This window comes from Exiguobacterium sp. BRG2 (assembly GCF_031844245.1).
In the GTDB taxonomy this organism is placed as follows: domain Bacteria; phylum Bacillota; class Bacilli; order Exiguobacteriales; family Exiguobacteriaceae; genus Exiguobacterium_A.
This window is the reverse complement of sequence record NZ_JAUZUW010000004.1, coordinates 108,974-131,106: the sequence shown is the minus strand read 5'-3', so window position 1 is coordinate 131,106 and position 22,133 is coordinate 108,974. Positions and strand designations below refer to the sequence as shown.

The 22,133-nt window shown below is 38.9% G+C and carries 15 protein-coding genes and 1 pseudogene; 10 read left to right on the top strand and 6 right to left on the bottom strand.

What is annotated here, in order from left to right; translation table 11 throughout:
• Positions 1-436 precede the first annotated feature (436 nt).
• From Q9R23_RS07270 to Q9R23_RS07230, 9 genes are all read left to right on the top strand, one after another.
• The gene (locus tag Q9R23_RS07270) at positions 437-2,521 is read left to right on the top strand and encodes a dynamin family protein (protein WP_311246714.1); all 2,085 of its coding nucleotides are present in this window, start codon (positions 437-439) and stop codon (positions 2,519-2,521) included.
• An 11-nt stretch (positions 2,522-2,532) separates the two neighbouring features.
• Complete coding sequence (locus Q9R23_RS07265) at positions 2,533-4,770, top strand: dynamin family protein (protein WP_311246713.1); 2,238 nt, start codon at positions 2,533-2,535, stop codon at positions 4,768-4,770.
• Between the two features lie 11 nt (positions 4,771-4,781).
• Entirely contained in the window at positions 4,782-7,118 is a 2,337-nt protein-coding gene (locus Q9R23_RS07260; RefSeq protein WP_311246712.1) for a dynamin family protein, read from the top strand.
• Positions 7,102-7,899, top strand: coding sequence for a hypothetical protein (locus Q9R23_RS07255; RefSeq protein ID WP_311246711.1), 798 nt, complete (start codon positions 7,102-7,104; stop codon positions 7,897-7,899). The genes Q9R23_RS07260 and Q9R23_RS07255 overlap by 17 nt, the downstream gene beginning before the upstream one ends.
• Positions 7,880-8,173, top strand: a complete 294-nt coding sequence (locus Q9R23_RS07250; RefSeq protein WP_311246710.1) for a hypothetical protein — start codon at positions 7,880-7,882, stop codon at positions 8,171-8,173. Before Q9R23_RS07255 ends, Q9R23_RS07250 begins: the two co-directional genes overlap by 20 nt.
• 14 nt (positions 8,174-8,187) lie before the next feature.
• Complete coding sequence (locus tag Q9R23_RS07245) at positions 8,188-9,165, top strand: hypothetical protein (protein WP_311246709.1); 978 nt, start codon at positions 8,188-8,190, stop codon at positions 9,163-9,165.
• Between the two features lie 387 nt (positions 9,166-9,552).
• Positions 9,553-11,547 (top strand): dynamin family protein, encoded by a 1,995-nt coding sequence (locus tag Q9R23_RS07240; RefSeq protein ID WP_311246708.1) that lies wholly within the window; start codon positions 9,553-9,555, stop codon positions 11,545-11,547.
• A complete protein-coding gene (locus Q9R23_RS07235; RefSeq protein ID WP_311246707.1) occupies positions 11,547-13,253 on the top strand; it encodes a dynamin family protein in 1,707 nt (568 codons plus the stop codon). Before Q9R23_RS07240 ends, Q9R23_RS07235 begins: the two co-directional genes overlap by 1 nt.
• Complete coding sequence (locus tag Q9R23_RS07230; RefSeq protein WP_311246706.1) at positions 13,234-15,426, top strand: dynamin family protein; 2,193 nt, start codon at positions 13,234-13,236, stop codon at positions 15,424-15,426. The genes Q9R23_RS07235 and Q9R23_RS07230 overlap by 20 nt, the downstream gene beginning before the upstream one ends.
• Positions 15,427-15,553: 127 nt before the next feature.
• On the opposite strand, the gene Q9R23_RS07225 is transcribed toward Q9R23_RS07230, so the two are convergent.
• The 4 genes and pseudogenes from Q9R23_RS07225 to Q9R23_RS07210 all read right to left on the bottom strand — a co-directional run bounded on the left by Q9R23_RS07225 (position 15,554) and on the right by Q9R23_RS07210 (position 19,521).
• Positions 15,554-15,859 carry a hypothetical protein gene (locus Q9R23_RS07225; RefSeq protein ID WP_311246705.1) on the bottom strand — a complete coding sequence of 102 codons (306 nt, stop codon included), beginning with the start codon at positions 15,857-15,859 and terminating at the stop codon, positions 15,554-15,556.
• 123 nt (positions 15,860-15,982) lie between these two features.
• Entirely contained in the window at positions 15,983-16,255 is a 273-nt protein-coding gene (locus Q9R23_RS07220; RefSeq protein WP_311246704.1) for a hypothetical protein, read from the bottom strand.
• A gap of 358 nt (positions 16,256-16,613) precedes the next feature.
• Positions 16,614-18,742 (bottom strand): annotated as a pseudogene (locus tag Q9R23_RS07215) (putative bifunctional diguanylate cyclase/phosphodiesterase).
• A gap of 335 nt (positions 18,743-19,077) precedes the next feature.
• Complete coding sequence (locus Q9R23_RS07210) at positions 19,078-19,521, bottom strand: hypothetical protein (RefSeq protein WP_311246703.1); 444 nt, start codon at positions 19,519-19,521, stop codon at positions 19,078-19,080.
• A gap of 239 nt (positions 19,522-19,760) precedes the next feature.
• Here Q9R23_RS07210 and Q9R23_RS07205 point away from each other — a divergent pair, with 239 nt between their 5' ends.
• A complete protein-coding gene (locus tag Q9R23_RS07205) occupies positions 19,761-20,579 on the top strand; it encodes a tyrosine-type recombinase/integrase (RefSeq protein ID WP_311246702.1) in 819 nt (272 codons plus the stop codon).
• Here the strand turns inward: Q9R23_RS07205 and Q9R23_RS07200 are convergent.
• Both Q9R23_RS07200 and Q9R23_RS07195 read right to left on the bottom strand, forming a co-directional pair.
• Positions 20,560-21,390: a tyrosine-type recombinase/integrase gene (locus Q9R23_RS07200; protein ID WP_311246701.1), complete on the bottom strand. Its 831-nt coding sequence runs from the start codon at positions 21,388-21,390 to the stop codon at positions 20,560-20,562. The genes Q9R23_RS07205 and Q9R23_RS07200 overlap by 20 nt on opposite strands.
• Complete coding sequence (locus Q9R23_RS07195) at positions 21,390-21,824, bottom strand: sigma factor (RefSeq protein ID WP_311246700.1); 435 nt, start codon at positions 21,822-21,824, stop codon at positions 21,390-21,392. Before Q9R23_RS07195 ends, Q9R23_RS07200 begins: the two co-directional genes overlap by 1 nt.
• Positions 21,825-22,133: the final 309 nt, after the last annotated feature.

Genomic DNA, 22,133 nt, shown 5'->3' with positions numbered 1-22,133 from the left:
TTAACGTATGATTCTGCACTCCTGTTTTTTATGATGCAGATTAACAAAGCGAATCACCTAATGATTGTAAGAGTACAAATGCAATGCAAAGTTGCTCAAAACTAATTTTTTGAAGTGACAAATAAACAAAAAATCTGCTGAGAATAAAATAACCTATACAAAAAAGTAAAGGGGTGACGTAAAAAACCTAAAAATCTTCTAAAAATATAAAATAACTATTTATTTCTGTAAAATCTATAACCCTTTTGTATATGAACATAGAAAAAAATATTTTTTTGTGGATTATAATGAAAAAAATGGATTTAATAATTTCCAATCTTTTTATATAAGGATATGTATATTCTGATAAATTGAATTACTATTTTTAAATCAATTTCAAATACGATATGAATTGTAAAAGAGTAGAAATTGCAAGAAATAAAAAGGATGCGATGATATGAAACAGAAACAATCTCTTTTTGAAAAAAATCAGTTACTTCTTGAAGTGAATCAATCTCTTTCTCATTATGGTGAAGATCCTTTTTGGGGTGAAGAATTAGTATTGATTCAAAAACGCCTAATGGAAATTGAGAGCAGCATCGCCGTTGTTGGTCAATTCTCAGTCGGGAAGTCGGCGTTGTTGAATGCTTTACTCGGAGAAGAGATTTTATCGAATCGTGTCGTTGAATCGACTAAAGTTCTGACCCGGATTCGTTATTGTGCAACTCAGACAGAAACAAGAGTTATCTTAACCAAACGAGATGGATCACAACAAGTCATAAAGATGTCCCACATCGATGATTTACAAAAGTATACGACATTCCAAGGGGAAAATATCACAAACGAACTCCAATACGTTGATCTCTACTGGCCAGTACAATTTCTAAATCAAGATCTTGTGTTGATTGATACTCCGGGTGCAAATTCGTTAACGGCAAGTGCGTTTCAGACGACGCGGAAGCAATTAAAAACCTCTTCTGCCATCATGTATCTATTTTTAGGAACAAAGGGACTGGACGCTGCTGATTATCCACTCATTGAAGAATTTATCAATCAGAAGAAAAAGGTATTTTTGGTCGGAACACATATCGATCAATTGACGTCGGAACAGTGGCAAGAAGTTATCAGCGACGTGCATGAAAAGTTAAATCCCCTTCTTTTAGGAGAAAAAATTAATATCGTAGGTGTGTCTTCTAAAGAGGCTTTATGCGGAAAGCAGACGAATGATATAAATCTTATTACAGCTTCGAATATTTTAAGTCTTGAAAAGACATTACAGGATTACATGAAAAATAAGGAGTACGAGCAAGCGGAACTTCGATCAGTAGCATATGACTATAAACAGATCGTAGAAGAAATCGAAGCACAAAAAAAAGAAGAGGAAGCGGATGAATCAGCAAATCTGCAGGAACGGAAGAGACGATTAGAACGTTTAATCCTTCTGACTGAACTTGATTATGACAAAGTGAAAGAAGAAGGACTGTCGCTAATTAAAGAACGTAAGAGTCATTTAAAATCGCTCAATCTGATGTATGAAAAAGAGTGGAAACAAGAAGGTAAAGTTGTTTTTGACATTGTAAAGAAAAAGTATGCAGTGTATGCAAAAACGCTAAAAGATAACATTGCAACTACTAGTTACATACAAATGGACGGCTTAAAAGAACGATATATTCAACATCTAAACGATATTGAACAATCTTATTATCTTTGGCATCAAGAAATGGAAAGGTTTGCTGATCGGTTTGTTGTATCTTTTGAAAAAAGTATTCAGCAGGATGACCAATCCTTCTTTGAAGCGCTTCAACAACTGGGAACAAATATTGATATCCGCTGGGATGATTTTGAGAGCATCATTAAAGAAATAAAACTGACACCTTACCGAATAGATGATACATTCGAAGTTTTTGAAGAGTATAACAGTGAAAATGCTGACTATGTTTCATTTGAAGAAAAAGTACAGCAAAAAAATAATAATCTTCACCGTATGGAACAAGAGCTACAGATTCAACAAAATGCAGCCAAACAAGAAGTTGATAGCCAAAAGAAAGAAGAAGAGCGGGATCTAGGGGTAAAACCAGAGCCGAGGGAACGTTATCGAACAAAAGGTATCCTATTTTGGAAACGACAAGAATTCATCGGATATGATTATTCAAACCAAGAACGCTGGGACGAAAAATTTCAAGCGATTCATAATACCTACCAAAAGAAGAAACGTCTCATCGAACAGGAATTTAAAGAGAAATTTAATGAAGTCGAGCGCGATAAAGAGATGCTTGAAAAAGAATATGAAGTGCTAGAAGACATGAAGCAAGCGCACGCACAAGAATTAATGATGGCGTTGTATACAACTGTACTAAATAAATCAAAAATTGTTAAACAGGGACATGCTTCCAAAATTGATGAGATGCAAAAAGAATGGAATGAACTTTTAGAGCTACAGTACGAACGATACGATGAGCACACTCAACGAATCGAAAAAGCGTTTAAAAAATTCATACAGATATCTAAAGAAACAGCTATTCAAAAAATCAAAGTACTTTGAGGAGTGAGTTTATGATTCGGCAACAATTCATGGAAAAAAAGCGTGAACTGCAAGGTCGTTTTACGGATGCTTATGAAATTGGGAAAAAAATTGAAGAAACCTATCAGAATGTCTTGCCAGTTGGACAATTGATGGAAAACCTGCAGACACTTCAAAAAAACTGGGAAGGAGAAAGATTTGAAATCGTAGTAGTTGGAGAGTTTTCTACAGGAAAGTCTACTTTCATTAATGCGTTGCTACAACGAGAAATCCTTCCATCCAAAGTTACACCGACGACAGCGACGGTCAACTTCATTCGTCACTTAAATGAATTACCAAATCACACAGGAGAACCAGTTGCGAAAGTTGTTTTTAAGGATGGCAATGAAATGGACGTACCTTACTTGGAGCTGACGGAATATGTTACCGAGATGAGTGAAAAGCTTAATGTTAGTGAACAAATTCATCATGTTGATTTGTATGTTGAATCTCCTTATCTCGAAAATGGAGTCGTTCTCGTCGATACTCCAGGACTGCAAGCCTTGAATCCAGAGCACGAAAAAATTACGAAAACACAAATAAAAAAATCAAATGCCAGTATTCTGTTGTTTAATATGGAACAACCCGGAAAATTGACTGAAATAAAATTTTTGCGTGATTTGTCAGATTCGATTGATCGGATTTTCTTTGTTGCCAATCGATTAGATGGTGTACCAGTAGATCAAGTTCAAGAAGTAAAAGATCAGTTAGAAAATGCTCTACGTTCAAATGATTATCAAAAAATTGATGCGTCCAAAGCAGTCATATATCCTGTTAGTGCTTTGCAAGCTTTAAAATCGCGCGATACATCCGTTAAGACGAAACATTGGGAAACCACTTCAGCTAATCAGTTATTAAACGACTCAAGGTTCTTAGAATTTGAACAGAGACTTGAAACATACTTATTCGATGGTGAAAAAACAAAAGATTTCTTAGATGTTCCATATGCGGCGATTGAACATTTTTATGATTATCTAGTTGAGGAACTTGAACAGTATCAGGCTACGCTTGAAAGTGAGGAAGATCTGGATAGCCTGGAAAAAATGCATCAGTTGGCACGTGAGGAAGCACAACTGAGGAACTTACAATTGAAAAAAGAAGTGATTCGTCTAAAGAATGTATTTATGTCTACGATTCGAGAAAATGAAAAACAATTTTCTGTTGAATTCGAAGACTTGGTTAACGAAGTTAAAGAGGCAATTGAAGAAATTGAAGAACTAGAGGGGTTATCAGACGAAGTAAATGAGGAACTCGGACGTTTCAATAAAGGCTACCAGGGATTATTTGAAACTCAAGTTAAACAATTGGCGAGTGATCTTAATCTAGCCATGCGTAAAGAATTAAATGATTTCGAAGTAAAAATGGACACGACATCTGAAGCAAAAGGTATTCAACTTGAAGTACGAAAGAAGCATCTGAAACAAAAAACGTACCAAGAAATATATGAAGAAGTATCACGTCAATTCATGGAAAAGGAAACAGAATTAAAGGAGGAGAGCGAAGCACTGCGCAAAAAAATTCAGATTGAGACGGAACTACGTCTAAAACGTGAAGATAAAGAACAACAAGAACGAATGTTCCAAGAAGAACGACGTTTCCAAGAGCAACTGATTCAAGGAACACCTCAAACCATTGAAAAGTATGGAACGATAAAAGAACGGCGGTTTTGGTTTGATAAAAAAGGTGTTGTTGAAAAAGACAATGCAAAATATGAGCAGTTGGTCAATCAAAAAAAAGAATTACTAAAAGAACAAAATCGTTTGAGTGAAGAACAGAAACAACAACAACATGCACTCGAAATCGAATTATCTAAGCAAGAAACGGCTTATACGAATATGGAGGATATTCGAGACGAAAAACGCGAATTGCGTGAACAGAGAAATCTCATGCTTATGGATCAAATGAAATCACAATTTAAAGACGCGGAACGCCAATTAAAAAAAGAAAAACGAAATGTCATCCGGAGTTTCGAATCATTGATCAGACAGACTCGTCGTGAATACAAAGATTTCTTAAGAACACTTGATGCCTTGAAAATCGCTGAGTCTCAAATCGAAACGTATATCAATTCCCAAGATGAGCTACTTGCTTCTGCCACGCAACGCGAAGCGCAGTTGTCCGAGCAACTATCAAATTCGCAGGAAAAACGCCAGCGTCTTGCTAAGGAAATCAGTACATTAAAAGACAAAGTGGAAGAAGAAAAAATGTCACTTATGATGACACGAATCTAGGAGGGAAATGCATGTTAACTCAAATCAAACAACTCCCGCTACGCGAGGAAGATCAACGTTTTTTACAGCTGATTGAACAACAAGCCAAAGAAAAAGCAATGACATTGGGTATTTTTGGATCATTTAGTGTAGGGAAATCAGCATTGATCAATGCTTTGTTTGAACAACCGGACTTTCTACCAACTCACACGAACGAAACGACGGCTCTACCGACACATATTCTTTATGGGGAGGCAGATAGTATCGAAGTTCTAAAAATCGATGGAACATACGAATCTGTTGATGCAGCACAGATGCAAAGCCTAAAGGCGGGCGGAGACGTTGAAGAAATCGAACGTGTAGTCATTCGAAAGTCGCAACCGGACTGGTTGAAAGAGATCACGCTCATCGACACACCAGGACGCAATACAAAGTTTCAAGCCCACGTTGAAGCATCAGAAGAAGCGCTGATTACTTCAGATGCTGTTTTATATGTTATGTCGTGGCAGGGATTGACGTTGGAAGATGTCGTGTATATCAAACATATTTTACGTTATCAGCCGAACTTGTACTTCGTCGTCAATAAGGTTGATCATATTGATGAATCGCAAGGTGTGACGATTGAAGAGATGAAACAGCGTGTGCAAAAAGAATTGGAAGAACAACTGGGAAAAGTGTACCCAGTGTATGCCGTCAGTGCACTTACGGGATATCAGATTGAGCATCTGAAAAGTGAGTTTTTACAATCACTCAAACAAAAGATTAAGCAGGTGAAGACCACTCGTTTTCAGCATGCGCTTGAACAATTTTTAAATCGTGAGCAAGAACGAATTATCCAACAGATTCGTTTGTTCGAACAGGCGACGAGTGATGACATGACAGAAGTCGATGTTCAAAAACGAGACATTCAACTTCAGTTCGAACAAGCTCAACTCCAGGTCGAACAAAAATTAGAAAGTTTACACGATAAGATAAATAATCTTGAGGCTGTATTAAGTGAGTACGTAAGAACGCAGTATCGAACATTAGAAGTGCAACTTAAAAAGTTAGCATCAACTGGTCAGTCTCTTGAAGTACTGACACTACAGGTAGAATCAGTAATCATTTCAACACGAAATGAAGTTTTTGAACATATCGAACGACAAGTGAGAGAAGTCATGGGTCAAGAGATTGAAATTACCATCCAACCAATCGAGCAGACAGGTGTTCAGTTACAAATTAAACAACCGGATTTGTCACAATTACAACTTCAATATGATGAAGAACGGCAAAAACAACTTGCTAAAATTGAGACAGCAACAAAGAAACTAGAAGAATTACCAGAAGATGAAGAGAATGAGTTCGAACGGGTACGCCTGAAGGAAGAGATCGAATCCTTGACGGAGCGTACTATCGAACAATTTGTACCGCGATACATCCTTGATGAATCATTTGATGCGAATCAAGCGACCAAAATTGCCTCAGCCATTGGATTCGTTGGTGACATGGCTTTAACAGTCGGTCTTGCGGTTGCGACGGCAGGCGGATCCGCAGCAGTTCAAGTAGGGGGAAAGGTTGCAGCACAGACGGCCGCTAAAACAGCAGCTAAAACGGCAGCGAAAGAAGCAACAAAAGAAGCGATGAAAATTGCTGCCAAGAAAGCAGCATTTGAAGCTGCAGAGAAGGCAGTCGTGACGGGTCTTAAAACAATTGCCGAGACAAATGAAAACATCGTACGAAAGGGACCAGGTGAGAATGAGAACGGCTTATTGAAAGCTGCAAAAGCACTTGATCAATTTACAAGTCCGGTGCAATCGATTGCTAAAAAAATCGGAGAAAATATTGATAGTACCCGTCAACAACCGAAGCGAGAAGATTTAAATCATCGCCAAGCGTTTTACGCTCAAAAATATGTTTTAGAATCAGAGCGTGATGAGAAAATGAGACAGTTGCAGTCGATGGAAGAGAAAGCGAAATCTAATATGCGTCTTCGTCAAGAGTTGGAGCAACGCCGGATGCAAGTCGAAAAAATGACGGAGCAGAAATTAGGACAACTTGAAACAGATTATGAGAACAAAAAACAGCAAGCAGCGCAGGAACATTTTGAATCAGAAATTGATTTACAGTTAAAGCAGCTGCTACAGGAAGAAGAACGTCAATTGACAGAATGGTTCAAGACAGAATTTGGACACGTTTTACATGTGCTTGATCATATGCTTCCACAACAATTACACCAAGAAATTGCACATTGGGAAGAAAAATTTCAGCAAGTGGAAGCACTAAAACAAGAAGGGACGGATAAGCTGAATCAAGAAATATCAATGTTGAAACAGCATTTAAATGTAATTGATTCAATGCTTTCTGGTGGAGCTTATGTTGTACCGGTCTGAATTAGTGTGGCTCGCACATCAACTCGATCAACAAGAACATTCTCCTGATATTCCGTCCGTGTGGAAAGCGATTCGAGAAACAGACTTAGTAAAGTCAGTACCGCTTGCTGCTGAAAAACGACAAGTATATCTTACTGGTGAACCGGAAGTCGTTTATTCGATGACTGATTTGTTTGATTCATTACCTGACGAGAAACAGATTCATATTGTAACGGAAGAACAGCATACTCATCCAGCATTAAACTGGATGAGTATTACTTATTATCCTCCTCATGAACTGAAGCAGTTACCAGACGGAGAAAATGTTACTTTGTTTACGACAGTGAAACTTCCGCTATGGTCGCGAACTTATTTCTCTAAGAATCGAATCAGCCAAGTCGTAAGCGCAGAAGAGATTATGACACTACACCGTTTCTCTGGTGTTCGTCAAACGAACATCGTCGAATTTTCCTATGCTGATTTACTGGATGATACAAGAGTTATATTAGACGAAAGAAGTAAGAGACCGGACCATCAGTTATTCCCAGAAATCCCTAAACAATTTTCATTTAAATTATCTCAACTGCACGAGGAGTTGAACTGGGATCAAGAACTGGATGAAGTAGCAGCTCATATGTTAAATACGTATTGGCTTCAAAATCGCCCGCCTTTTCCGGATTGGATGCCGATTTTATTAAGAGAGATTCAACAGTTCTTACGACTAAAGCAGAACCAACATGGTAGAACGAATATACTAGAACAATTGGAAGAGTGGGGATTGCGTGACAAACGAATTGATTGAAGTTGAAAATCATTATCTTATGCTGAGTCACTTACTGCTTCGTCACATGGCAAGTGAGCACCCTGAACTTGTCGAAGAACTGAAACAAGTACTACAACAAATCGAATTGCTTTCAGTATTTGAAAAGACAGCGTTCATTGGTAGCTTTTTGATGGCACTGGAAAATCAAGATGGCATTAAACGGAGGCATCAAATAGAACTGATATTGAAAGAGGAAAATATCAGTGAGAATACGTTTGGCGTACTCAAAAAATACAATCAGTGGATTAAATAAGGCGGGACTCATTCATGAAAAACATACATATCTATATTTTGCCGATTGCAATCGGTCTACTAGGATTACTTGCTTCACCTATAGCTGACGTAACTGGTATAGCTTACGGTTTAGTCGTCGTGAGCATGGTTTTGGGTATCGTGGGGCTTCGTTCCATTGCTCAATCGAATATGACGCAAACACAGCTATCTCAAAAATCAAATGAAATTCTTCATCAGAAATTAGAGACATTAATAATCACTAATCAACAAATCATAGAAGAAGAAAAAAAATCAAGAATAGCATTAGAAGAGACAATAACGCGAAGTCAAGGTATTTTAGGGGAAATGCATGACACAGCAAAAAACGGACAGCTTACACTTTCTAAGCAATTACTTGAGATTGAAGAAAAATTAGAAGATAGTCGTGTCGTCATGACCAGTCTCGGAAAATTAATGATTCAGGAAATAACTGAAGCAATCAAGACAGCATCATCAGAGTTGGCAGAAGAGATTGATAAAGTATTACAGGAGCAAGATAGCTTATCAAAAGAATTGATGGAACAACAGAATGATCTGTCTGATGTAATAGAAGAACGTTTTGGAGAAATGAATAACGAACTAGAGACTCAGAAAAAGCATGCGGAAGATACAACGGAGAAAATCAATCAAACTATTGCAACTGGGATAGAAAGTTCGACACAAGTCATTGATGATAAGACTAATGAGTTCATGATGAGAACAAATCAATTTGAAGAGTTCACAAAAGAACAATACTTTAAAATTGAACAGATTTTTAAAGAGGTAGAGCAATTAAGTCAAAGTGTTAAAATTCAAAACGAGCAACAAAACCGGATTGTTGAGGAACAACTTAAACAGCTTTCTGAAATCAGTCCTGCTCTTGTAGAGGGAGTCGCTCAATTAACAGACTCAAAAAGTCCAGAGCGTAAGCATCTATTGAAAATCCAAAAAAATATGATTGCTAAATTTGCAGATTTAACTTCGTCTTCATGACTTAATCTACAAAACTTGTTCTGATACTTAGGGCGTTTGGACAGTATCATAGGTTAGATTTACTTAGATATGAAATCATTCGGACGGTAAATATCTATAAGACTATCTATCACTCCTTAAAATAATTCATTCGTCAGTGGATGTATCGTTTCTTCTTTGAATTTATCGACCGTATCTTCGCTTCATAAAGATATTTTTTCAGTCGATTAGTCGATTAAAGGTAAATTAGTAGGTCGAAATGCTCTTTAAAAAAGGGATTTTTCGACTTTTTTAGATTTTAAAAAGAAAAAGATGAATAAAATGGAATAAATTATCTGGAAGTTGTTTCGAAATAAGAAGTAATTGATTATTATTAATTTAATAATAACGAGTTAATGGGGGAAAATAATGAAAGATTTAAAAGAATATAAAGTGAAATTAGATAAACTGCACCGATTAGGAAGTGAATTACGACAAGTTGCATTAGTTGAAGAAGATGATTCTATTGATCGACACATCCAAAAAATACAATACTGGATAAAGGAACATGACTTATTAATTGCTACAGTCGGAGAAGTATCGGTGGGTAAATCGACTTTCATGAATTCTATTTTAAGAGAAGATGTTCTGCCAACGGCTGTAAAAGAATCAACAGCACTTGTAACGTACGTTAAGCGTGGTGAGAAAAAAAGAGCAACATTTTATTTAGATGGTAAGAAAATGCATGAAAGTGACGACATAGCATCATTTAATGAACATTACATCGTAAAGCCCAAAGCAAAAAAAGAATCTACTTTCAGTCTGTTAATACCAAAAGAGTTTAAAAAATTGAAAGATGGTAGTTCGGAAAAAGAAGCACGAATTGTCATTGAAATCGATAATCCTCTCTTACAAAATCAAGTACAAATTATTGATACTCCAGGATTAAATGATGCACAAGGAATCCGTTCTCTAATTACAAAACGATTCATTACTAAGGCGGATGCAGTTATTGTGTTACTACGAGCCGATAAACTGTTATCTCAATCAGAAATCGAGTTTTTTACTAGCCATATTTTAAAAAAACATCTACACCATATATTTGTACTGATCAATCGAATCGATCACTTAAAAACATCAGAAGAAGCTATAAAAGTTAAAAAGGAAGCAGTCAAAAAATTAACGGGATTTGGAATATTGGAACAGAATATCCATTTTATTTCGGCAAAGCAAGCTGTTCTAGCTGAAAGACTAGATTACTACTTATCGCATCCGAGTGAAGATTTTCTTCAGGATATCCCTTCAATTAGTATCAGAAAAATGATTGAACCATATCAAGATAACTTATCAGTGATGGTTGAAAAAACACAAAAACATGCTAAAGAACTTAAGCAAATAAGTGGTATTCCAGCTTTTTTTGAAGAATTAGAGTCTTATCTAGTAAATCAAAAAGGTGAAGCAAGAATCTATAAAATTAAACACGAGTTTCAAAAAATCTCTCAAGAACTAAATGATTTGCTTCAGGAAGAGTTAATTAATCTCTCTTTAAATGAAATAGAAATCACTCAAAAGCATGAACAACTCGTAAGTGAAGTAGAACATGTTGAGACAGCGATGCATAAATCTCGAGAGACCTTAAAAGATATCCTTTTAGTAAATACACGATTAATTCTTGAGAAATTTGATGAAGAATTCAATAAAAATCAAGCTTTCTATATTAATGAAATTAATACCACTTCGTCATTTACCAGTGAAGGACAAGCTGAACGGATGCTGAAGCGGATTACAGGCGAACTAGGTTTGATGATGGAAGAATGGACAAGAGAAGCGTTTCCTGCATTCGAAGAACAGACCAAAAAAAAATATATTGAAGAGTTACAAGGATATGTCAGTAAATCCTTCGATGAGAAAAAGTTGATTCATATGGACTCTGTCTTCGGTAATGTGGAGAAAAGCTTTGAACATGTAAAAGAAAGTGGAATATCGTCTGAAGTGGCTGCAATAGGTGGTGGATTAACCGGAATAGGTTTGGCTGCTACTATCGGTGCAGGTGTCATAGGGGCAGCGATATTGGCACCTTTAGCTGCAATTAGTGCAGTCTTTCTTTTGGGGGGCAGGAGGGAAAGTTCTTCCGGTCAATTAAAATCAGTTGTACGAGATGAATTCCAAAAAGCTAGTTTGAAAATTTCGAGTTTAATGAAAAGAGAAATTAGTAAGGCATTAGAAGCTTCATTTAATCAATTAGGAACTTCCGTTCAAAGAAAAATGCGACGTAAAATAACAGTTCTAAAAAAACAAATAGATGTTTCTGTGCTTCAAACTGTCGAAGTGAAAGAAGTCAGTCTAGAGAAAAAGATTTTGATAGAAGAACGAATGAAGGTATTAGAACGAATAAAGCACTCGTTACATGAAGAGGTGGACTGATGTTAAAAGAAGCTCAAAAAATGATTCAGGAACTACAAAATACTATCGAACGAGAAGAGTGTTTCATTGTTGTATTAGGAGAATTCAATCATGGGAAATCCACCTTCATTAACAGTCTGATGGGGAAAGATATCCTTCCTTCGGATATTTTACCAACAACTGCAACGATTAATTTAGTTGGACAAGGTGAGAATAAAGCAGAAATTCATTATATAGATGGACGTATTGAGAGTATCAATCCTAAGGAATTGAATCGATATGTAGGAAATAAAGACGTCCAGTCGATTGACTTCCTTGCACTGAACGATGTAGATTTTCCGATCAAACCTCCTTACTATGTCGTGGATACACCAGGACTTAATGATGCCAATCTTAATCGTAATAAAGTGGCTTATCATTTTATTCCAAATGCAGATATCATTTTCTTTATATTGAAAGCGAGTCAGCCAATCAGTGGAACAGAAATGATATTTTTAAAAGAGACTCTTTTAAAAGAAGGGTTAAAGCAAATTATATTTATCTTAAACTTTGCAGATGAATTTGAAGATGATGAAGAGGAACTTGAGGAAGTTATCGAGGATCTTAAAGAAAAACTGGAATCGATTGATGGAATTGTAGATCCTGTAATTCTTCCATACGACGCATTGCGCATCTTACGATATGGAGGTGATGAGCGCAAAAATGTTCAAGTGGCTATCGAGCAATACCTTGTGAAAGGTACAATTGCGTTGCGAAGAGGACGCCAACATGTCATTATCAAGCAAATTAAAGAAGCTCTTGGTCAGGAAGAAGCTCAGTTCATGATATTCCTAGAAGGAAAGCGTGAAGAAAAAGAGCACCTCCTCGAACTGTTTAAATACTTGGAGGAAGATACAGTACGAATAAATAAAGATGTTCATCTGTACTATGAGGCTAGAAGAACGGAATTGTCGTTAATGATTGAAAAATCAATTCAATACGCGATAGACGATTGGACGAAAGAAGCCGAGTACATGATACGACGTTATCAAGGATCAGTTACACACTTTGCTGAAGTATTTGAATCGGACGTCAGTCGAATGCTCGAACGAGAGCGAAAGAAATGGATAGAACAATACATTCCCCAAATTGATCATTTTTTAGTATCCGTTAAACAAGAAACATTACGATCGTTACGTGAACTAACAAAACAACAAAAATTGGAAATTCAAGAGCATCTACCAGTATTGTTTCAGCAACAAAAAGATATCGTGTTCCGTTTACCGTTTGAGACATATGATCCGACTATCAAAGCTGGTATATTTGCTGGTGGTGCGGCTGCCGTCATGCTTGGAGTTGGTGGGAGCATTTTGATGCCGTTTATCGGACTAGCGGCTTACCCTTTGATTCGTAAAAGATTGGAAGAAAATGCGCTAGATGAGGTAAAAACAATTATAGCAGGTGAACTAAAAATTGTTCTTGACGAATTACAAGAAGCACTTCGTACTTCGATTCAAGAGTATGCAAGTTTACAAATACAAAACCATCAAAGAATACTGTCGAATTATTTACGTGCGTATTATACAACCCAAAAACAGAATCTTCAAAAGACATTAGAAGTATCTGAGGAAGAAAAAGAACAGATGAGTGAAAAATTCGTGACTGTCAAAAATAGATTACTGGAGCAGTTAGAACAATTGACTACGTTACTGAATAGGAGACAATCGATTGAACACAAACGAACTTAAGGATATACTGGGACGTCTTGAATTGGATAGTCTTAAGAACACGATAGATTTTATAGACTTATACGAGGAAGCAAGTCGACGTCCCAGCTTTACATTTACAGGAGAATTCAGTTCAGGAAAAACGAGTCTGATTGAAGAATTACTAGGAGAAGCAGTTGGGAAAGTGGATATCTTAGAAGCAACACGTCGTCCAATCTTGTTTGTATATGGCATGGAAAAGAAAATGTATGGTTTTAAAAATACAAATCAAGTAGAAATGATTAGTTTCAACGAGCTTGATGTGGTTTCAAGTCAATTGACTTCGCCATATGAATGGCTGTTTGTATGCTTGCCAAATGAAACATTAAAAAATTTTAATATCGTTGACACACCAGGGACTAATGCTTCATCAACACATCAAGTTTTATTTATTCCCAACCTTCAATATGTTTTTTGTTCTCCATATGGAGAAGTAATGACTGAAACTAAAAAACACACACTTGAGAAACTAAAAAATCACGATATTTACTTTGTGGCGACGAAAGCAGATTTAGTTGATCTTGATGAAGAAGAAGAGATCGAAGAAGTACATGAAGAAATATTGGAAGACTATTCTTTTCGAGATCAAGTTATTTATTCAATTTTAGATGCAGAGATTATTGAAGAACAAAGAGATTTAAAAATGTATTTGAATGAATGGTCTAATGCTATACAAGTACAATATGATAAAACAATTACCTTTACACAAATTGCCGATACTTTGAATGGTGAGTTAGTAAGCAGGGTGATTGAATTAATAGAAATAGATAACAAACTGATGAGTCCTTCTGTAAATCTATCAGAAAAACAACATAAAAATGAATTTGAACTACTAGAACGTCATGATTCATTTCAATCTAATTTGTTAGACGAGTGGCGCTTCTTTGAAAAATTGGAATATGATATTAGTGAAACAATGAGTAAAATCAGAAATTTTTTTGATTTTTATGAAAACCAGCAGTATAAACCATGGGTTTTAAGTATGAATGAGGAAGAAGTTCTTGAATCATCTGAAAAAAATATAATTCGATTAAAATCAGATATAGTCAAACTCGTATCAAAGGGTATGAATATGAAAGAATCTTGGATGTATAATCGAGATCGAACAGAAGAAATGGAAGGATATCAAGTAAGAATTGATGATAAATACAATTTTATTCAAAAGCTAAGAGCACATTCCTCATATTCAAAGAATCAACTTCAATTAATGAAGTTTGAAGAAAAAGAAGTCGAACGGTTTATGACAATTTTTCTAACTAAAAAATGGTATGAAAATTTAAAAAGCGTAGGAAATCTTACCTACAATTCAAATTCTCAAGAACAGTATCAAATTTCCCCGAAAATAAATGTTCAAGATGCTAAATCTCTAAATACGTATATAGTAAATATAGTAGAAGTAGAACAGTACTCTAAAAATATTAAGCGTTCTCGTATGTTAACTACATTAGGAAATGGGATTTATAATAGTGAGAAATCTAACTTGCGAAGATTTGGATTTAATACTTTCGTAGGCGAACAAGATACCTCTCCATGGCGAGCAAATCGTTTAGTATTAAAGCAATTGAGGGACGAAAAACGAAAATATTTAAATTCAGAAACTGAATGGTTTTTGACTCAAGATAATCACAAACAGATAATCTATAAAAGTTATGAGGAAATTAAACATGTTACGTCGATGTTGCAAAAAATACTGAATAAGCATATTCAATCTGACGTTTATACAGAAACATTAAATAAAATATTAAATGAAATGAATGTATTATCTGATTGTGTAAAAGCATCATTATATATGGAAGAGTATACGTACAAAACTACTTCAAAAGATATGCATAGCTCTCCCAACATAACAAGATTAGACTATTTTATACATCAAACTATGTATCCGACATTTTTTGCTCAGTCTATTTGGTTTTTCACGCTTTTCTATGTAATTTTTTTGTCGGATTTAATATCAAATAAATTTAATATATCTTTCCCGACTTATGTAAAAGAGTCTTGGTTTTGGATTCCGTTGCTTGGAGCCTCTCTTATCATCACATTTGTTCAGCATCGCTTAGAAGATCGAAAGCATACTGTAATACCAGTTACAGTGAATACGTTATGTGGAATTGCAACTCTATTTGTTATCCTGATTTTGTTATCTGAAAACTTTTAGGCTAAAGAACTTTTTTCACGTTTCATTTATAGAAGTTTCACTTAATAGTGTCACTAATAAATTAAATATATTTAATACCATAATCAAAAAGACAGTTCGAACAATTTATTCAAACTGTCTTTTTACTTTATTTGTTTCTAAAATAGCCATCTCCGTCAAATTTAGTTGTATCACCATCACCATCTCGGTAGTATCCTTGAACGTGTGTACCATCTGATCGAACATATCCATCTACCCAGTGTGGTTTAACGTATTCAAGATGCAAAGGAGCCACTTTGATTTTGTGTATATGAGCAAGTGGATCGTCTGTTAATAAACAATGGTTAATTGAAAAATGATGAGAATCTGAAACTATAAAATGTTCATTAGTGTCAAATGAATTTGTTGTATTCAAGTCATTAGAATTTAAAGCATTTAAGAAATGATTATCCATTCAATTCACTCCAATCCTTTATCTTCGTCGTTTAGGCTTCTTCTTTGAGGTTTTTGTTGGTATTTTTTTCGGAAGTTCAAAAGAGTCAAACCATTCACGATAGCCGAATAATGAATCATGTGTCTACCAAATCGTACAATCGGGAATCATCTGTAAAGCATAGGTGTAATACGTGTGTGCCCAATCCATATCTTGACGATCCAATAATACGGCTAAATAATCGATGCCGCCAAAGTCTTCTTTTCGATGAGTTAACCACAATTGAGCAAGTTCGTGAGCTAATCGTAAATCTCCACCAGCGAGTACGGTTTGATGAAGTTGATCGGATAAACGTTTTCGTTCTTCAAATGCACTGTCCAAGAGTATCAATTCTTTCGTCCAATTCAATATACGCATTCGATTGAACTCAAGTGGAGAAGTCTCCTCTTGTTTGTTTGAAGGTAGTAAATCCGGAAAATCATGTTTTAGTGCTATTAGGAATTTAGACTCGATGTGTTCAATCGTTTCAGAGATAACCGGCTGATCTGGCGTTACGATTACAGATTCATTTCGCTCCAAGGTTTATAGTGATTTTTAGGTTGCAAGGTCATCGCTACTTTCTAAAGAAGTGCACTTATTGATTCAGTATAATTCTTTCAAAAGAAGCTTTCTACAAAATGATGTATTTATTTTCATTTATTGACTATAAATGTAAATAAAAGACGTGAAGAATGAATACAAGTTTAACGAAATCAATCGAGGAAAGATAATGAATTTAAGCACTGTCAATCGATAAAGGTGTATTTAGATAGAGAAACAGATCCTCTTCTTTCAACGGTCGGCTGAAATAATAGCCCTGGAAATAATCACAGCCTTCTTGCGCGAGCCAGTCTGCTTGCTCGGATGTCTCCACTCCTTCAATCAAGACTTCCATCTCTAAATTATGACCGAGCTGAATCATCGATTGGACGATGGCCTGTTGATTCTTACCGTCGAATAACGAACTAATGAACGAGCGATCAATCTTTAACAACTGAATTGGTAATGAACGAAGCAGCTTGAAGGACGAGTAACCGGTACCGAAGTCGTCGAGTGAGACACGAATACCGAGTTCCTGCAGTCGTGCTAATTTTTCATAGGCCGCTGTCTCATAGGATAAAGCGGCGGACTCCGTGATTTCGAGCTCGAGGTATGCCGGATTCATGCCTGTCTCCTCGAGAATTGTTTCGACGCGACGTAAGAACTTTTGACTTGCGAACTGAAGCGGCGAGACGTTAACGGCAATCGAAAACGGTTCCGGTGTCAGGTCTTGCCACGCGACCCAGCGTAGGCAGGCAGTACGAAGCACCCACCTAAGGCATGAATTGCTCCCGTATTTTCAGCGACGGGAATGAACTCTGCTGGTGAGACGAAGCCAAGCTCATCGTGCGTCCAGCGCGTTAAGACTTCAACACCGGTCATTCGTTCTGAGAGTACTGCAATCTTTGGTTGATAGATGAGTTCAAACGCTTCTGCTTCGAGCGCCTCCGTCATGAATTTTTCGATCTGGACGGTCCGTAAAATATCGTTTCGATTCTCGACCTTGAATTCTTTGATTGTATTTTGTGCTTCCGTAAACGAAGCGTGTAGTGCCAGTTTCGCATACTCGATCAGTTCTTCTGCTGTTTCTGCGTCTTCCGGGTAATGACTAATCCCTGCTCGCATCGCCAGCGTAATGACCGTTCCATCGATATCGAATGGTTGCGATAAAGCAGCGTAACACTTCTCGGCTTTTTGTTTCGCCAGCTGACTCCGTTCATCACTAAGAAGGACGAGGAACTCAGACGAATCAAGGCGTGATAGGACATCACGCGCGTGAATCGTTACTTGGAGACGTTCTGCAATTTGCAGCAACAGACTCTCGACGCCTTTATGTCCGAGCATATCACTCAGAGAACGCCAACGGTCCATACTGAGCGAAAGGCAGGATACCGGAATTCCTTGTCTAATCTGATCCTCGATATACAGCGTGATTTTGTCTCGATTCGGTAAATCCGTTAACCGGTCATGAAAGGCAAGGTGTTCAAGTTGCTGCTGGGACGAGACTTGATCGGTGACGTTGCGGAAGAACCACAGTGTTTGATTCAAGTTTTCACCTTTTAGCGGATGATTGACGACTTCAAGGATGCGTTCGTCAACGTGTAGCATCTGTTTCGTATGGTCTGGAACATCGAGACGTAACGTCGCGTCATGTTCCGTTAAGTAGTGTTGACGTTCCGGGAAAAAATCATGGAACAGCGAGTTTGCATATTGGATCAAACCATCAGGATTCGTCGTGACGACACCATCTTCGGTTGACTCAAGAATCGTCGCTTGGATGAAGTCACGTTTACGTAACTGGAGGTCAAACAAGACGGAAGCGAAGAAGACGATGAATAAAAAGAGCGTGACGATCGAGACAAGCGTCAACAGCATTGCTGGTTCGATGACTTGATCACTCGTAAACGATGGAATCATCTGAAACTCTAAACCGAGCATACCGACGTGATGCATCCCTGAGATCGCAATGCCCATGATGAGAGCAAAGAAGACTTTCGTTTGCACTAGCATCTGTTGCTTTGCGTAACGCGAAAAGAAGCCGATCCAGAGTGCGGTCCAAGAAGCAGCAATCGCAATCAAGATCGAGAGTAAGACGTACCCAGCATGATACTGCAGGGTCATCCCCTGTAAAGCGGCGATTCCAACATAATGCATGCCGGCAATCGCACTTCTCATCAAGAAACCGCCGAGAACGAACGATTCACGGGACATCTGGCGGGCGACGAGATAAAAGCTAAGGATACATCCCGTCATCGCGATGATGACCGACAGAAAGACGAGCGGGAACGAGTAGGTCGCATCCTTCAAGGTACCGTGACCAAGCATCGCGACGAAATGCATCGACCAGATGCCAAGACCTAAAATCGATCCACCGGCAATCAACCAAAGATGTTTCGAACGATCGGTCGCCGTCTTGAGGCGTCCCGCGAGTTCGATTGCGATATAGGCGGATGTTGCGGCAATCAGATAGGAGAGCGTGACGAGTAAAAAGTCAGTATGAGCATGCATCGTATGGGTTGGCATAATGGAAGAAGTCACCTCGGCAGATTGGAATGTTTAATCGAATGGTAAAGGTGTAATCTAGATACCCTTTTTCATTCAATCATATACATTTTTTTCAAATAACGTCTGACGGGTGAGGAAAAATCAAAGCGTATCGACTAGAGGTGGAGACCGACGAGGATTTTATGATTCATTAATTTCGTATACTGGAGCGTATGAAAAAATGGATTTCCGAAGTCGCATGGTTGGAGATGGACATGAATCATGTGATAGCTGTATGACAAGTTCGGGCTTGCCTTTAGCAGGTTCAAAATCGTCTGTTCTTGGGATGCTGGGCTGATGTCATAGATGTGAAACGAGATGATGTTATGACGGATGCGAAACGGGGCAATCGTGAGGGTGAACGGTTTATGATGGGCGAAACGATGTTCTGTTGAGACGGTCGATCCGGTAATCACGAGCTCGTGTGGCGTGATGCGAAGTTTCGGGTGCCAGAAGTCTTTGAATTCGATAGCGATGACGTCACGTAAGTCTTCTTCCGTCACATACGTAGTGACGAGAATATCTGATGGATTGCCAAGATAGTCGTTATCCGTATTCATATGTAAGCTCCTTTACCGATTAGTGGAGGGAATCAATGCGCTGTCGTTCAGGGTAAAGAAAGATATGCTTTCTCTTCTGGTCTAAAGAACATAGATTCAATATGATTGTAACTTTTTTCCTTATTTTTGTTTTTCGTTCATTGATTGTTTAGGGAAAGCGATTCTTGATATTTCATCGAAAATCAATCATGTACTCCATCGGCTGTCAAGTCAGTCCCTATAAGAAGGAGGAACCAGCTATGACCCACTATGACTATCTCGATCAGTATTTATTGAACGATTTCTCGCGGTCAGCCCATACGATCAAGGCATACCGGAGTGATCTTCGGCAAATGCGTTTGCATCAAATCGATTGGTCAGTCGCGTCCTTACGACGCTACTTTCACTGGATGAAAGCACATTATAAGCCGTCGACGATCCTGCGACGGTATCACGTCTTACACCGGCTCGGAAATGTCCTCGTCGAGCGACGACGGATCAAGAAGAATCCGATGGTCGAAATCCGTCCGATCGTCCATCAACGTCTCCAAGATGAGACGTATCATGATAGTGAAGAGTTGATCCCCGTGATTCGACAGATTCAAGATCCAACCTATCGCCTCTTCTTCGAGGTGCTCAGCCAAACGGGCCTCCGCTTCATGGAGGCCCGTTTGTTGACGGTACAGGATTTTGATTTAGCGAAGAATGAACTGTATGTTCGTCACGGCAAAGGTGGGCGGACACGGACCGTTCCAATCGGGGAAGCTCTTCGCGAAAAGATCGTTCTGTTTCTTACAGGTCGCACGACCGGCTATTTGTTTCAATCCGTCACGGGACGGATGATCAATGAACATGCGGCAAGGAAGGCGCTTCGCGAGGTCGGATTTACGTCCTTGAAGCGTCACATCCGTCCGCATATGTTACGGATCGCCTATGCGACCTATCTCTATCAGCAGGCAGGGTTGAAGTTGCTCGATATAAAGCGTCTGCTTGGTCACGCCAGCATCTCGACGACGGAAGGATACATCCGTAGCCAGACGAATCACGTCCGGGACGTTCTTAATCGTCTGTCCGCTTGAGGCGATTGACTGATGTATGGGCAATGTCGTGCAACGGTAGGACGTAGTGCTGAGTCGTCCGAACATCGCTGTGACCGAGTAAGCGCATGATCGTTAGAATGTCCGTCTGATACACGTGATAGAGCGTCGTCGCGAACGTGACTCGGATGTCATGGGGTCGCAGAATCCGTCCGAGACATCGTTCACTTGCTTCTCTTAAGACACGGCGAAACTTTGCCGGGTTGACCGGTCGTCCGCTGTCTTCGCAAAACAGCGGCAGGACATCAGGACGAATCGTCTCGATATAACGCGTCAGTACATCACGTAATGTATGATGCAGCGGAACTTGACGTGATTGATCGCCTTTACCACTCCGGACGAATAACTGATCGCGTGTAAAATCGACATCTGCGAGCTGTAAGTCACGGGCTTCCGAAAACCGCAGACCCGTATGCAAGAGAAGGAAGCTAAAGGCATAGACAGTCTCGTCGCAAATCGTCTCAAGGACACGATGGACGTCGTCGTACGTGAAGGCAAGTCGTCGGTAGGGTGCGGGAACCGGTTTTTTGACGCGTGCCAACGGATTCGTCTGGAGCGAACGCTCAGCGACGAGTTGATTGAATAAAATGGAGAGAGCATGTAGTCGCCGAGCCGCAGTTGCTGGGGCGTAAGTATCGCGTAGGAACTTACCATAGCGTTGGAGCGACGGAACGTCGATCCGTTCGACATGACGACAGAGATGCCGTACGTCCGAGCGATAGGCTTTTTTCGTCAAGGGACGATAGTCCGCCTGTTCGATGATCGCGAGTAAGCGTTCTTGATAATAGGTCATCATCCGAGGAGGAATTGGACTTTCTGCCGGAGTTCCGACTTCAATGAGCGGAGTCGCGCCGGGGAGTAACCGAGCGTCTCTTCCGTGCCGTGCATCAAGGCTTCGAGAAACGTGTACTCTTTATTCGACAGATCCCGTTTGAGTTCACTGAGGAGATAATGAAAGGAGATGTTCGGTGTCCGAGGAAGCTCCGGCATCGTCTCGACCGCGACTTCAGTCGCAAGCGTCCGGTTACGGGTCGCTAAGTAGTCGAGCATCGCTCCTTTTGCCCGGATTCGAGCGAAGGTGACGGTCATGACCTTTCCTTCTTCGATTGATTTCCAAAGTCGGAGGAGGGCTGCTTGCCGGCATTCATCATGTTCATTCGGGTGGATCGAGAGGCGGGACAGGAGGGAGTTGACGAGGGGAATCCAGTTACGTAGTAAGTCGTTCATGAGTATCCGTTTCTTCAGATATGCATATCTGTTATGTATTCCGCGGTAGTTTTAGTATAAGTAGAGTTATCCTGAAAGCGATCGCGCTAGAATGCGGGTTTATCTGAAGCGAATGGACGGAAGAATGGAAAATCACACGGCTTACGCTCATCGAAAGTTAAAGAAACCGTTGGCATGATTGAAGAAATGGAACGTTGCGCTCGGCGGATAACTCTACTTATCCGCTGGGGTGTTCGGAAAAAAAGAAATCAGTATCGTTCTACCAATCGAAAGATAGGGAGTAAGTCATGGGAAAAAAGAAAATTAAAG

Coding starts and splice junctions, on each gene's coding strand:
- Q9R23_RS07265 (WP_311246713.1), top strand. CDS start 2,533: ATGATTCGGCAACAATTCATGGAAAAAAAGCGTGAACTGCAAGGTCGT.
- Q9R23_RS07225 (WP_311246705.1), bottom strand. CDS start 15,859: ATGGATAATCATTTCTTAAATGCTTTAAATTCTAATGACTTGAATACA.
- Q9R23_RS07205 (WP_311246702.1), top strand. CDS start 19,761: ATGACCCACTATGACTATCTCGATCAGTATTTATTGAACGATTTCTCG.
- Q9R23_RS07240 (WP_311246708.1), top strand. CDS start 9,553: ATGAAAGATTTAAAAGAATATAAAGTGAAATTAGATAAACTGCACCGA.
- Q9R23_RS07260 (WP_311246712.1), top strand. CDS start 4,782: ATGTTAACTCAAATCAAACAACTCCCGCTACGCGAGGAAGATCAACGT.
- Q9R23_RS07255 (WP_311246711.1), top strand. CDS start 7,102: ATGTTGTACCGGTCTGAATTAGTGTGGCTCGCACATCAACTCGATCAA.
- Q9R23_RS07210 (WP_311246703.1), bottom strand. CDS start 19,521: ATGAATACGGATAACGACTATCTTGGCAATCCATCAGATATTCTCGTC.
- Q9R23_RS07235 (WP_311246707.1), top strand. CDS start 11,547: ATGTTAAAAGAAGCTCAAAAAATGATTCAGGAACTACAAAATACTATC.
- Q9R23_RS07195 (WP_311246700.1), bottom strand. CDS start 21,824: ATGAACGACTTACTACGTAACTGGATTCCCCTCGTCAACTCCCTCCTG.
- Q9R23_RS07200 (WP_311246701.1), bottom strand. CDS start 21,390: ATGACCTATTATCAAGAACGCTTACTCGCGATCATCGAACAGGCGGAC.
- Q9R23_RS07220 (WP_311246704.1), bottom strand. CDS start 16,255: ATGCGTATATTGAATTGGACGAAAGAATTGATACTCTTGGACAGTGCA.
- Q9R23_RS07270 (WP_311246714.1), top strand. CDS start 437: ATGAAACAGAAACAATCTCTTTTTGAAAAAAATCAGTTACTTCTTGAA.
- Q9R23_RS07245 (WP_311246709.1), top strand. CDS start 8,188: ATGAAAAACATACATATCTATATTTTGCCGATTGCAATCGGTCTACTA.